The organism is Faecalibacterium sp. I4-3-84, assembly GCF_023347255.1.
GTDB classification, from domain to species: domain Bacteria; phylum Bacillota; class Clostridia; order Oscillospirales; family Ruminococcaceae; genus Faecalibacterium; species Faecalibacterium taiwanense.
This window is the reverse complement of the sequence record NZ_CP094466.1, coordinates 1,422,215-1,435,223: the sequence shown is the minus strand read 5'-3', so window position 1 is coordinate 1,435,223 and position 13,009 is coordinate 1,422,215. Positions and strand designations below refer to the sequence as shown.

Below are 13,009 nucleotides of genomic sequence, written 5' to 3'. Positions count from 1 at the left end.
AGCGGGCAATTGTTTCGTACTATAAATAGTAGTATGGAATAAAAGACGCTGTGTGCAGGTCGTTCCCATGACCCGTGTCCCTTACAGGCAGAGCCTGCCTGTTTTTATATAAGATAGAACTGTAGATAGAAAAGCTTGCAGCCTGTCCGTGCGGCATTGGCCGTGCGTGTGGTCTTGTTGCCACTTTTTGCATTGAAAGCTCACTTATAAAAAATGTTTGCAGCCTACACCTGCCCTACAGCGTCTCCTGCTTATGATTCAGAATTTTGAATTTTAACAAAGGAGAGTGAAATGCGATGTCCACGATCATCTGGATCGTGATCTTGATCGTCGCGCTTGCTGCGGGCATCGGTGCAGGCTATTTTATTGGTTACAACAACCGTAAAAAGACCGCCGAAGCCCAGATCGGCAGCGCGGAAGCCGAGGCCACCCGTCTGGTGAACGAAGCGATCAAGACCGCAGAACAGAAACGCAAGGAAGCGGTTCTGGAAGCAAAGGACGAGGCCTTCAAGCTGAAGGCCGAGGTGGATGCCCAGAAGGCAGAAGCCGATAAGGAGATCAAGCAGCGCCGTGCGGAGATCAGCCGTCAGGAGAACCGCATCGACCAGAAGGAAACCGCCCTCGACCGCAAGACCGAGGTACTGGAAAAGAAGGAAGAGGAGCTGAAAAAGCGCGCCGCTGAGGCCGAGGAGCGTCTGGCCGAGATCGACGCTCTGCGCGCCAAGGAGATGGAGCGTCTGGAGACGCTGGCAGGTCTGAGTCAGGAGGATGCCCGCGAGGTGCTGCTGCACAAGGTGGACGAGGAGCTGACCCACGAAAAGGCCGTGCGCGTTGCCGCCTATGAGACCGACCTGAAGGAAAACTGCGACAACATCGCACGCAATCTGATCGGTCAGGCCGTCAGCCGCTGCGCTGCCGACCACTGCAGCGAGACCACCGTCAGCGTGGTGCCGCTGCCCAGTGATGAAATGAAGGGCCGCATCATCGGCCGCGAGGGCCGCAACATCCGTGCGCTGGAAACGGCTACCGGCGTGGATCTGATCATCGACGATACCCCGGAGGCCATCACCCTGTCCTCCTTCGACCAGACCCGCCGCGAGGTGGCCCGCATGACGCTGGAACGCCTGATCGGCGATGGCCGCATCCACCCCGCCCGCATCGAGGAGACGGTGGAAAAGTGCCGCCACGAGCTGGAGCTGCAGATGAAGCGCGAGGGCGAACGTGCCGTGATGGAGCTGGGCATCCATGGCCTGCACCCGGACCTGATCAAGCTGATTGGCCGGTTGAAGTACCGCACCAGCTTTGGCCAGAACGCCCTGACCCACAGCATGGAGGTGGCATGGGTGGCCGGCCTGCTGGCAGGCGAAATGGGTGTGAACGTGACCATGGCACGCCGTGCCGGTCTGCTGCATGATATCGGCAAGGCACTGGATCATGAGATCGAGGGCAGCCATGTGCAGATCGGTGTGGATATCTGCCGCAAGTACAAGGAAAACACCCAGATCATCCATGCCATCGAGGCTCACCACGGCGACGTGGAGCCTAAGACTCCGCTGGCCTTCATCATTCAGGCTGCCGATGCCATCAGCGCTGCACGCCCGGGTGCCCGCCGCGAGAACGTGGAAAGCTACGTCAAGCGTCTGGAAAATCTGGAGGAGATCTCTTCCAGCTTTGAGGGCGTGGAGCAGGCCTTTGCCGTGCAGGCAGGCCGCGAAGTGCGCATCATGGTCAAGCCCGATGTCATCAGCGACGATCAGGTGATCCTGCTGGCACGCTCCATTGCCAAGAAGATCGAGGACACGCTGGATTACCCCGGCCAGATCAAGGTCAATGTGATCCGCGAGAGCCGCGCTGTGGAGTACGCAAAATAAAGTTTTGCCCAAAAAGCTGCCGTGCAGATGCACAGCAGCTTTTTTCTGCTTGTAATCCGGCGGCAAAAAAGGTATCATGGAGAAAAACAGACCGAAAGGGGAGAACCACTCTATGAAACATGCAAGAAAATGGCTGGCTTGCCTGCTGGCGGGTGCACTGGCACTGGCGGTGCTGACCGGATGCAGTGCACTGATGGACGGCACGGTGCAGAAGGATACAGAACAGGCCAAGGCCCTGATGAAAGAGGTAGACTCCAGCCTGACCTATAATACCGATCTGGAAGATGCAGCCAGCCGTCTGGCAGACTGGCTGGTGGAGGACTCCACCCAGCTGACCACCCAGTCCGGCCTGCTGACACGCAAGGTGCCCATGACCACCGGCTCCGGTGCCATGCTGGCCAAGGATGTGTACGAGTTTATCGATCATTCCACCAGCTTTCTGTTCCTGCCCAGAGGCGTGGTGATCGGCCTTGCAATGAACAACGAATGGGGCTTTACCGGCTACTTATATGCTCCGCCGCTGAGCGAGGCGGGCAGCGCACTGCGCAGCTATGCGGCAGGCTGCAGCCGGATGGGCGCGGTGTTCATTGAATACGGCGGCGAGACTTACGTAGTGGCTATGTTTGCCTAAAAACCGAAAAAACGGTGTTTCCCTGCTGAGAACGGTGCGTTTTCAGCAGGGATTTTTTGTGTCTGGTATGTGCACAAAAAACAGGTTGAAAGTACGACTTATCCACAAAAAATGAAAATACGCAGGTGAAATCTCTTCATCTGTTTCCCCGAAAAACACAAAAAACTCATGTTTTCACGAAACTGTATTTCGAGAAACTACAGTATATCTTCAAAACTGCACAAAAACAAAAACAAAATTTTTGCTGACCATTGGTCAAAGCACAGAAAAACAGCCGGAAGCCTTTCCTTTTCAGGCGGAACAGCGTATAATGCGGATATCGCACAAAGGTGTGCAGTGCTCCAGAGGAGGAGCAAAAAACCTTTGTGCATTTTTCACCATTCAATGCTTTACCTTAATAAAGCATTGAGGTAAGAGAGAGGGAAAAAATATGAAATTCGATCGTCGTATTTCTCGCCGCAGCTTCCTGGCTGCTGCAGGCGTATCGGCTGCTGCACTGGCTCTGACTGCCTGCGGCGGCTCTTCCAGCACCGCTGCTTCCGGCTCCACCGCTGCTTCTGGTGCAGCCGCCTCTGCTGAGGGCGGTGTGCTGAACGTCATGCTGGAGACCGAAGTCCAGTCTCTGGACCCCCAGCTGGCTACCGACGGCACCTCCTTTGAGGTCATCGCCAACTACACCGACGGCCTGATGCAGATGGATGCGAACGGTGCAGCCGTGGAGGCTCTGGCAGAGAGCTATGAGCTGAGCGAGGACGGCAAGACCTACACCTTCCACCTGAAGGATGCAAAGTGGTCCAATGGCGATGCCGTTACCGCAGCAGACTTCGTGTTTGGCTGGCAGCGTGCTGTTGACCCCGCAAACGCATCCGAGTATGCCTACATGCTGAGCGATATCGGTCAGGTGGTCAACGCCGCCGAGATCATTGCAGGCAACAAGCCCGTCACCGATCTGGGCATCACCGCTGTGGATGACAAGACCCTGAAGGTGGAGCTGAACGTTCCGGTCAGCTACTTCCTGAGCCTGATGTACTTCCCCACCTTCTACCCCATGAACCAGAAGTTCTTTGAGAGCTGCGGCGATACTTACGGCACCAGCGCAGACACCGTGCTGTCCAACGGTGCATTCGTGCTGACCAGCTATGAGCCGGCTGCCACCGCTTTTGAGCTGGTGAAGAACGCCGATTACTACGATGCTGACCGCATTGCTCTGGACGGCCTGAACTATCAGGTCATCAAGGACAGCCAGCAGGCTCTGATGAGCTATCAGAACGGCGATCTGGACATCACCCTGCTGAACGGCGAGCAGGTCGAGCAGGTCAAGGACGACCCCGAGTTCACCAGCGTGGGCGCCGGCTACCTGTGGTACATCAGCCCCAACATGGACGCTGTGCCGGAGCTGGCAAACCTGAACCTGCGCCGTGCCATCACCTTTGCACTGGATCGTGATTCCATCACCAATGACGTGCTGAAGGACGGCTCTTCTCCCGCCTACACCGCAGTGCCCGCACAGTTCGCCACCGGCCCGGATGGCAGCGATTTCAGCGCCGACCAGACCAAGTTTGCAGAGTTCTGCGCATACGATCCCGACAAGGCTGCAGAGTACTACGAGCAGGCCAAGGCTGAGCTGGGCAAGGATTCCTTCTCCTTCACCATGGTCGTCGATGCCGACGATGCTCCTCAGAAGGTCGCTCAGGTCGTTCAGGAGCAGCTGCAGACCACCCTGCCCGGCTTTACTCTGGAGCTGAAGGTAGAGCCCAAGAAGCAGCGCGTGCAGGATATGCAGGACGGCAACTTTGAGATCGGCCTGACCCGCTGGGGCCCCGACTACGCCGATCCCATGACCTATCTGGGCATGTGGGTCACCGGCAACTCCAACAACTACGGTCTGTGGAGCGACGCTGACTACGATGCCATCATCGCAGAGTGCACCACCGGTGATCTGTGCACCGATCCCGAGGGTCGCTGGGAAGCCATGTATGACGCTGAGTCCATCGTGCTGGAGCAGGCCGCCATCTTCCCGCTGTATGGTCAGTGCAACGCCGAGATGATCTCTTCTGCCGTGACCGGCGTGGACTTCCACCCGGTTGCTCTGAACCGCGTCTACAAGGACGCAAAGAAGAGCGTCTGATCCTGATCGAAAACTGAAATGCCGCACAGTGGCAGCGTGATTGCCGCTGTGCGACTTTTTGGCTTTTACACTGTCCACGTCCGGCGCACGGATGACCGCGGCAGAAAAAGCCGCCCTGTCTTGAGCAGGGAGAAGAAGAAACTTTAAGGGGGTCTACCCAACGTGAAAAAATACACGCTCAAGCGTATTATCACTTCGTTGTTTACGCTGCTGGCCATCCTGCTGGTGCTGTTCATCCTCATGCAGCTGATGCCCGGTTCGCCCTTCAACGATGAAAAGCTGACACCGGAGATGCGCGCATCCCTGTACGCAAAGTACGGTCTGGATCAGCCCATCTATGTGCAGTTCTTCCGCTATGTGACCAACATGCTGCGCGGTGACTTCGGCGTAAGCTACAATATCTCCAAGAACACGCCCATCTCCCAGCTGATCCAGTCCCGTCTGCCCATTTCCATCCGTGTGGGCGGCATGGCTGTTACACTGGGTGCCATCGTGGGCCTTGTGCTCGGCATCATTGCAGCCCTCAAGCGGGACACCATCTTCGACACTCTGGCCACCATCATCTCGGTCATCGGCGTGTCGGTGCCGTCTTACGTGATCGCACTGGCCTTGAGCTATACCTTTGGTTTCAAGCTCAAGTGGTTCCCCATGCTGTTCAGCGCAAAGGACGTGTTCGGCTCCAGTGTGCTGCCCAGCATCTCGCTGTCCATGTTCACCATGGCTTCCATTGCCCGCTTTACCCGCAGTGAAATGATCGAAGTTCTGGACTCCGATTATATGCTGCTGGCCGAGAGCAAGGGCATTTCCGGCCCGGCGCTGATCTTCCGCCACGCGCTGCGCAATGCGCTGATCCCCATTATCACCGTGCTGGCCCCGCTGATCGTGGACCTGATGACCGGCTCGCTGGTGGTGGAGAAGATCTTCGCCATTCCCGGTGTGGGCAGCCTGCTGGTGACGGCCATCCAGTCCAACGACTACAATGTGGTCATCAGTCTGAGCTTCATCTACAGCGCCATGTACATTGGCATCATGCTGGTCGTTGACCTGCTGTACGGCATCATCGACCCGCGCATCCGCTTGGCAAAGGGGGACGACTGATATGGCAGAAAAAGCGATTCACCTGGGCGGCGAAGCCACGGCTGATGCCATCGTCAGCGCAGTGGATACCATATATTCCGAGCATACCTTCAACGAGAAGGACTTTGCGCTCAAGCATAACGACGCAGAGATCGCAATGGACTCGAACTTTGCCGCACAGAGCTTCTGGAAGGATGTGCGGGTGCGCTTCTTCCGCAAAAAGAGCGCGGTGCTCGGCCTGATCCTCGTTGTCTTTATCGTGCTGCTGGCGGCATTTGGCCCCGGCATGAACGAGTATACCTACTCCGGTCAGGAGCTGAGCCAGAAAAACTTTGCGCCCCGCGTGCAGGTGCTGGAGAACTTCGGCATCTTCAACGGTGACGAGAAAATGAGCACCACCACCGGTTCCAAGACAGTGAATGCCTATGTGGAAAAGGGCAAGGAGGATGTCTACTACTGGTTCGGCAGCGACACCTATGGCCGCGATATCTGGACCCGCACCTGGGAGGGTGCCCGCGTGTCCCTGATCATCGCGGTTGCCGCCGCCATCATCGATATGGTCATCGGCATGAGCTACGGCCTGATCTCCGGCTACTTTGGCGGCAAGGTGGATATGGTGATGCAGCGTTTTCTGGAAGTTGCCAACGGCATCCCCCGTCTGGTGATCGTCACGCTGCTTCTGCTGGTGCTCAAGCCCGGCATGATCACCATTATCTTTGCCCTGATGCTCACCGAGTGGGTGGGCATGAGCCGCATTGCCCGCGCTGAGATGCTCAAGCTGAAGGATCAGGAGTTCGTGCTGGCTTCCCGCACGCTGGGTGCAGGCAGCTTCTTCATCATCTTCAAGGAAGTGCTGCCCAACATCATCGGACCCATCATCACGCAGGTCATGTTCAGCATCCCCACCGCAATTTTCACCGAGGCATTCCTGTCCTTTGTGGGTCTGGGCATCCCGGTGCCGCAGTGCTCGCTGGGTTCTCTGATCAGCGAGCTGTACAACAGCTTCACCACCCATCCTTATCAGATCATCCCGCCGATGGTGGTCATGAGCCTGCTGATGATGAGCTTCAACCTCGTGGCCGACGGCCTGCGCGAGGCTCTGGACCCCAAGATGAAGAGTATGTAAGGAGGAACACCCCATGCCTGAAAAGAAAAAAGAACAGGTCTTGTCGGTGCGAGACCTTGATATCACCTTTAAGACCACCGCAGGCCCGGTGCACGCCATCCGCGGCGTGAACATCGACCTGTACAAGGGCGAAACGGTGGCGCTGGTGGGCGAATCCGGCTCCGGCAAGTCCGTTACCATGAAGGCCGCCATGGGCATTCTGGCACAGAACGCCATTGTGAACAGCGGCTCCATCCAGTTCAGCTACCATCACGCCGACGGCAGCCCCGAGACGGTGGACCTGCTGCAGAAGGACAAAAAGTGGATCCGCCGCCACATCAACGGCAAGCGCATCGCCATGGTGTTTCAGGACCCCATGACCAGCCTTGACCCCACCATGCCCATCGGCAAGCAGATCATGGAGGGCATGCTGTGGCACTACAAGATGCCCAAGGATGCCGCCTACAAAAAGGCTGTGCAGCTGCTGGAAGAGGTGGGCATCACCGATGCCGAAAAGCGCATGAAGAGCTACCCGCACCAGCTGTCCGGCGGTATGCGCCAGCGCGTGGTCATTGCCATTGCACTGGCCTGCGACCCCGACCTGCTGATCTGTGACGAGCCCACCACGGCACTGGATGTGACCATTCAGGCCAAGATCCTGGAGCTGATCCGCAGCATCCAGCGTGAGCGCGGCATCTCTGTCATTTACATCACCCATGATCTGGGCGTTGTGGCAAAGGTGGCCGATTATGTGGACGTGATGTACGCAGGTAAAATCGTGGAGACCGGCACCATCGATGAGATCTTCTACGAGCCGCGCCACCCCTACACATGGGGCCTGCTTTCCGCTATGCCCGATCTGGACACCGCAGACGACCGTCTGTACACCATTCCGGGTTCGCCGCCGAACCTGCTGCATGAGAAGCAGGGCGATGCCTTTGCGCCGCGCAACCACTTTGCCCTGAACATCGACGACGAAGTGGACCCGCCCATGTTCAAGATCAGCGACACCCACTATGCAGCTACATGGCTGCTGGACCCCCGCGCACCCAAGGTGGACATGCCGCCTGAGCTTGCTCAGCGCATTGCCCGCATGCGTGCCGAGGCAGAAAAGATCAAGGAGGCGGAATAAATGGCAGGACAGAATGCTGCTCCGCTGCTGAAGGTCGAGGGCCTGAAGCAGTATTTCCGCGTGAGCAAGAGCTATACCGTCAAGGCTGTGGACAATGTCAGCTTTGAGATCTATCCCGGCGAGACCTATGGTCTGGTGGGCGAGTCCGGTTCCGGCAAGTCCACCATCGGCCGCAGCGTCATCCGCCTGTATGACCCTACTGCCGGCAAGATCACCTTTGATGGGCAGGATATCAGTGGCAAGCTGAACCACAGCCAGAACAACACCCTGCGCACCCAGATGCAGATGATCTTTCAGGACCCCATGGCGTCCCTGAATCCCCGCAAAAAGGTGGAGGATATCATCGGCGAGGGTCTGGACATCCACCACATGTACAAGACCCGCGAAGAGCGCCGCGAAAAGGTGGAGAAAATTCTGGCCAAGGTGGGCCTTGCGCCTGAACATGCCGAGCGCTATCCCCACCAGTTCTCTGGCGGCCAGCGCCAGCGCGTGGGCATTGCCCGCGCCCTCATCATGAACCCCAAGCTCATCATCGCAGATGAGTGCATCTCGGCGCTGGACGTGTCCATTCAGGCGCAGGTGGTCAACCTGATGAAGGATATCCAGCAGGAGACCGGCACGGCCTACCTGTTCATTGCGCATGACCTTTCCATGGTCAAGTACATCTCGGACCGCATCGGCGTGCTGCATCTGGGCCACCTGCTGGAGACGGGTACGACCGAAGAGATCTTCGAGAATCCCATCCACCCCTACACCCGCAGCCTGCTGTCGGCCATCCCGCTGCCGAATCCGGTGGTGGAAAAACGCCGTGTGGCTGAGACCTACGACTACGCCACTTCCGGCATCGATTACAACAAGGGCACCGATCACCATGTGAGCGGCAGCCACTATGTCAAGTGCACCGACGAAGAGTTTGCAAAATGGTGTAAATGATAATAAAAGAAAGAAGGAGCGTTCCCGCGTGGAAACGCTCCTTCTTTCTTTTATTATCATTACTTGAATAAGTTTTGGGTTCAAGTCCTGGCTGGCCCTCAGAACGTCATCCGACACCTTTTGACATTCCTATGCGCTGGGACCCGCAAAGGGAACTGACGGTCAGGGCCTTACGGGTTGCGTTTGCTGATTTTTCCGCAGCCCCTTGGCAGGGCTTTGAAAAATCAGAACGCTGTCCCAACAACTCCTCCCTGTTTCGGCCGCAGGCCGCGGTCGTCGTCGTTGCTGTTCAAGTCCTAGCGGCCCTCAGAACGGCATCCGACACTTTTTGACATTCCTATGCGCTGGGACCCGCGCACTAAACAACAGCCCACTGGGCTGTTGTTTGCCCCGCCCATGGCGGTGCCGTGCTGTTCAAGTCCTGGCGGCCCTGAATATAGAGAAAAGGCACCCCTAGGGGTGCCTTTTCTCTATGGGCCAGCCAGGACTTGAACCCGGGACCAAGCGGTTATGAGAACGTCGCTAATTTTGAAATCCCGTTTTTCTTGTGAAATCTTGTGACTATCTGATAATTCCATGAAAGTGCCTTTGTGTACTTTGACGTAACTTTTGGTGGCTTTTTGTCTCTAAAACGGCTCTTTGTAGGTGAAACGGTAGGTGAAAATTTTCACCTACGAAACTCGACACTTACTGTTACTATTTTGGATTTACATGGCTCACTTTCTAAAATTGAAGGTGAGCTTTTTCTTTTGCAGAAATCGGGAAGGAGGTTTTCCACATGAACACACCCATACAGTTGAAAATCCGAGGCCACACCAAATGATGCTGGACTACTTCTACGGGCAGTCGGGCGAATTGTTCTCCTACTTCCGCATCCCGAAAGCACTGTTCCAAGACCACCGCTTCCGGCAGCTCTCCACGGATGCCCGGACACTGTACGGCATCCTGCTGGACCGTATGAGCCTGTCTGCAAAGAACGGCTGGCTGGACGAGCAAGGGCGGGTGTATATCATCTACACCGTCCGGGAGGTGCAGGAGTCCCTCTGCTGCGCCGAGCATAAAGCGGTCAAGCTGCTCCGGGAACTGGAGGACATCGACCTCATCGAGCGCAAACGCCGTGGTTTGGGCAGACCCAGCCTGATCTACGTCAAGGACTTTTCGTCCGGCTTGCCAAAAGCGCAAGTGCAGAATTGCCCAAACAGCAATTCAGGTGCTGCCGAAAGCGCAATTCTGGTGCTGCCAAAACCGCAAGCAAATAAGACTGATAAGAATAAGACAGAGTTGAACGATCCTGACCCTATCTATTCCGAGGGCATCCGGGAGCAGCTTGAGGATTATTTTTATCAGGCGTTGGAGGTAGACCTTCTGCTCCGGCTTTGCCCGGACGAGGAGGACACCATCTACCAGATCGTAGATTTGCTGGTGGATACCTGTGCCACCAAGCGCAGGATGCTCCGAATCGCCGGAGATGACAAGCCTGCCGAGGTTGTATGCAGTCGGCTGAAAAAGCTGAATGCTGACCACATCCGTTTCGTGCTAGATTCTCTGGCAGAAAACACCGCCCCGGTGCGGAACATGAAGCAGTATCTGCTGGCGATGCTCTACAATGCGCCCACCACCATGAACCTCTACTATCAGAACAAAACGAACCACGACTTTGCGCGCGGTTCTCCGAGGAGGTGATGTTATCGCAAAGAAAGCTACGATCATTGCAGTCACCAATCAAAAAGGCGGTGTGGGAAAAAGCACCACCTGTGAGAACTTGGGCATCGGGCTAGCGATGGAGGGCAAGAAAGTCCTGTTGGTGGACACTGACCCACAGGGCAGTCTTACCATCAGCATGGGCTGGCAGCAGCTCGATGAACTGCCTACCACCCTTTCTACCCTGATGGCAAAAGCTATGAACGACCAGCCCATCCAGCCCGGTGAAGGCATCCTGCACCATGCGGAGGGCGTTGACCTGATTCCTGCCAACATCGAACTGGCAGGGCTGGAAGTGGCTCTGGTGAACAGCATGAACCGGGAAAAGATGCTGAAACAGGTGCTGGACAGTGCCAAGCGGGAGTACGATTTTATCCTGCTGGACTGTATACCTCTGAAAAGAAAGCGGCGGCGCAGGCTGAACAGGACAGGCTGAAAGCCGAGGAAGAAGCGAAAAAAGCCGCCGAAGAAGCGGCAGCATCTGGCACGGAACAGCCCAAGGAAAATAAGGTCACAAGGATTGCGTCCGGCTTTCTGGGGGTAGTCGTGCTGATCGCGCTGGCGGCAGGCGGCGGCTTCTACTTCTTTGTCCAGCAGAAAAATAAGAAACAGGCCGCAAAAGAAGCCCTCGACCCCGATGCAGGTTATACCGAGGACAAGGGCGATTTTGAAATTCCTACCGAGGACGAGCCAGAGGACACCGGCGAGGAAGATACCGAACCCATCTGATTTTAAGGCGGCGTTTTGCCACCTACATATTGCAATCCGAAACAGAATGGAGGGATATTTATCGCAAAATTGATCGTAGCGGAAAAGTCGTCCGTTGCCATGTCCTATGCCAAAGTTCTCGGTGCCACCAACCGTCAGGATGGCTACCTTGAGGGCAACGGCTATCTCGTCAGCTGGTGCGTGGGGCACTTAGTGGAGCTGGCACCGCCCAATGTCTACGATGAAAAGTTCATCAAGTGGAGCATGGGAGCCGTATAATGAACCTGTGTAAATAGGATAGGCTTGATGCCTGGGGCAACCTTCGGGTTGCCTTTACATATCATGATTGATTTTTTGCTCAATTCAGTCCTGATTGTGTGTTATAATAACCAAGAACGTTCATTAGATAGGAGAGCTAAAAATGGAACAATGCAGATTATGCAAATGCACCGACAAGCCTTTAAAAGAAAGCCATATTATACCTAAAATGTTCTATAATGCACTTAAGCGAAATTCACCAACATGTATAATGAGAATGGCTGATGATCCAAATCGAGGAGTACAGGATGGTCTCAAATTACCTTTTTTGTGTGGTGAATGCGAAGAACTGTTTAGCAAATATGAAAGAGCTTTTTCAAATAGGATTTATCAAAAGGCTATCGCAAATGATGGCGAAATTAAGTTTGAATCTAAAGATGATGCACTTTCCTATTTTTTATTGTCTGTTGCTTGGAGAGTAATAAAACATACAAGAGAAACGGATAAAACCACATTGACTGAATGTGAGCTGGAAAAGATGGACGGAATCATCGAGACATGGCGGAGAATTCTATATGATGAAAATATGGAAGAAATACGAAAAGTTCAGCAATTCATCATACCAACAAAGAACTTGAGGTTTTTTGAAAATATCCCTTTTAGGGTTCACGATAATGTGATGATTGATTTTAAGACATTTGATGAGGAGAATACTTTTAACTTCGCATTCACAATAGTTCAAGTTCCGTACTTCATTTTTATTACAACCGTGTGGGGTAATACCGATACCATGAAACAGTATCAGCTTGGAAAAGCGATCAAGCCATATAGAAGCACATTGCCCAAAAACATTACTAAATGTTTGGAAGATTTGCACTTTAAAAAATATTTTGAAGCTAACGACAAATTGGCTGAGAAACAAAGGAAGTTGATTGAAGAGAGAGTGGAAAAAGCTCAAAAACATAAGTAATCGTAATACATAGCAGTCATGCACTACGGTGTGCGGCTGCTTATTTTTTTGCGAAAGGAGCAGATGCGTCCCGGCTTTTTTCGTGCCTGTACGGTCAGCCGCTGGCAGTAGGGCGTGTTATGACCCCGGTGCTTGCCATGACGGTGGTGCGGGAAGCCGCCATCGCCGCCTTCACGCCGGAGAAATTCTACACGGTGGATCTGGAACTGACCAGTGGCTGCACGGCATCCAGCCGTCGCATTCCTGAAAAATCCGTTGCCGAAAACCTGTTGAAAGCCTGCCGAAAGGAGATGGTGGCAACGATCCAGCGCATCACCCGCAAGGAAAAATCCGAAAATGAAATCGAAGCTGGCGTTTGTGCGCCAGCCCGATTCCATCCCAAGGAAAACTGCATTTTCCTTGCGCTGCTTTGCAGCTATCCTTTTGCGGCTCCCGCCTGAGTCCGAAGCGCATAGCACTCCGTTCCAAGGCGGCGAGCAAAACCGAATACGATTC

The 13,009-nt window shown here is 54.8% G+C and carries 10 protein-coding genes and 3 pseudogenes; all 13 read left to right on the top strand.

Annotated elements, in window-relative coordinates; genetic code table 11:
• Positions 1-296 precede the first annotated feature (296 nt).
• The 13 genes and pseudogenes from rny (at position 297) to MTP41_RS07095 (ending at position 12,954) form a co-directional block, all read left to right on the top strand.
• A complete protein-coding gene (gene rny / locus MTP41_RS07155) occupies positions 297-1,871 on the top strand; it encodes a ribonuclease Y (RefSeq protein WP_005936849.1) in 1,575 nt (524 codons plus the stop codon).
• 112 nt (positions 1,872-1,983) lie between these two features.
• Positions 1,984-2,502: a hypothetical protein gene (locus MTP41_RS07150; protein WP_249236489.1), complete on the top strand. Its 519-nt coding sequence runs from the start codon at positions 1,984-1,986 to the stop codon at positions 2,500-2,502.
• Positions 2,503-2,932: 430 nt separating this feature from the next.
• Entirely contained in the window at positions 2,933-4,630 is a 1,698-nt protein-coding gene (locus MTP41_RS07145; protein ID WP_249236488.1) for a peptide ABC transporter substrate-binding protein, read from the top strand.
• Positions 4,631-4,792: 162 nt separating this feature from the next.
• The gene (locus MTP41_RS07140; RefSeq protein ID WP_005936865.1) at positions 4,793-5,728 is read left to right on the top strand and encodes an ABC transporter permease; all 936 of its coding nucleotides are present in this window, start codon (positions 4,793-4,795) and stop codon (positions 5,726-5,728) included.
• A gap of 1 nt (position 5,729) precedes the next feature.
• Positions 5,730-6,833, top strand: a complete 1,104-nt coding sequence (locus MTP41_RS07135) for an ABC transporter permease (RefSeq protein WP_249236487.1) — start codon at positions 5,730-5,732, stop codon at positions 6,831-6,833.
• 13 nt (positions 6,834-6,846) lie between these two features.
• Entirely contained in the window at positions 6,847-7,944 is a 1,098-nt protein-coding gene (locus MTP41_RS07130; RefSeq protein ID WP_005936870.1) for an ABC transporter ATP-binding protein, read from the top strand.
• A complete protein-coding gene (locus MTP41_RS07125) occupies positions 7,945-8,877 on the top strand; it encodes an ABC transporter ATP-binding protein (RefSeq protein ID WP_118528414.1) in 933 nt (310 codons plus the stop codon).
• 819 nt (positions 8,878-9,696) lie between these two features.
• Positions 9,697-10,560 carry a DUF6017 domain-containing protein gene (locus MTP41_RS07120; protein WP_097777035.1) on the top strand — a complete coding sequence of 288 codons (864 nt, stop codon included), beginning with the start codon at positions 9,697-9,699 and terminating at the stop codon, positions 10,558-10,560.
• A gap of 4 nt (positions 10,561-10,564) precedes the next feature.
• A pseudogene (locus MTP41_RS07115) lies at positions 10,565-10,972 on the top strand (ParA family protein); the annotation flags it as partial.
• Positions 10,957-11,307, top strand: a pseudogene (locus MTP41_RS07110) (DUF4366 domain-containing protein); the annotation flags it as partial. The pseudogenes MTP41_RS07115 and MTP41_RS07110, both read left to right, overlap by 16 nt.
• Before the next feature lie 99 nt (positions 11,308-11,406).
• Positions 11,407-11,553: pseudogene (locus MTP41_RS07105) on the top strand (DNA topoisomerase); the annotation flags it as partial.
• A 154-nt stretch (positions 11,554-11,707) separates the two neighbouring features.
• Positions 11,708-12,514 carry a hypothetical protein gene (locus MTP41_RS07100; protein WP_143405484.1) on the top strand — a complete coding sequence of 269 codons (807 nt, stop codon included), beginning with the start codon at positions 11,708-11,710 and terminating at the stop codon, positions 12,512-12,514.
• Positions 12,514-12,954: a DNA topoisomerase gene (locus MTP41_RS07095; protein ID WP_330221005.1), complete on the top strand. Its 441-nt coding sequence runs from the start codon at positions 12,514-12,516 to the stop codon at positions 12,952-12,954. Before MTP41_RS07100 ends, MTP41_RS07095 begins: the two co-directional genes overlap by 1 nt.
• The last annotated feature ends 55 nt before the right edge of the window (positions 12,955-13,009 follow it).

Excerpts from the sequence above, each read along its gene's own strand:
- MTP41_RS07120 (WP_097777035.1), top strand. The coding sequence starts at position 9,697 with ATGATGCTGGACTACTTCTACGGGCAGTCGGGCGAATTGTTCTCCTAC.
- MTP41_RS07150 (WP_249236489.1), top strand. The coding sequence starts at position 1,984 with ATGAAACATGCAAGAAAATGGCTGGCTTGCCTGCTGGCGGGTGCACTG.
- MTP41_RS07145 (WP_249236488.1), top strand. The coding sequence starts at position 2,933 with ATGAAATTCGATCGTCGTATTTCTCGCCGCAGCTTCCTGGCTGCTGCA.
- rny (WP_005936849.1), top strand. The coding sequence starts at position 297 with ATGTCCACGATCATCTGGATCGTGATCTTGATCGTCGCGCTTGCTGCG.
- MTP41_RS07100 (WP_143405484.1), top strand. The coding sequence starts at position 11,708 with ATGGAACAATGCAGATTATGCAAATGCACCGACAAGCCTTTAAAAGAA.
- MTP41_RS07135 (WP_249236487.1), top strand. The coding sequence starts at position 5,730 with ATGGCAGAAAAAGCGATTCACCTGGGCGGCGAAGCCACGGCTGATGCC.
- MTP41_RS07125 (WP_118528414.1), top strand. The coding sequence starts at position 7,945 with ATGGCAGGACAGAATGCTGCTCCGCTGCTGAAGGTCGAGGGCCTGAAG.
- MTP41_RS07130 (WP_005936870.1), top strand. The coding sequence starts at position 6,847 with ATGCCTGAAAAGAAAAAAGAACAGGTCTTGTCGGTGCGAGACCTTGAT.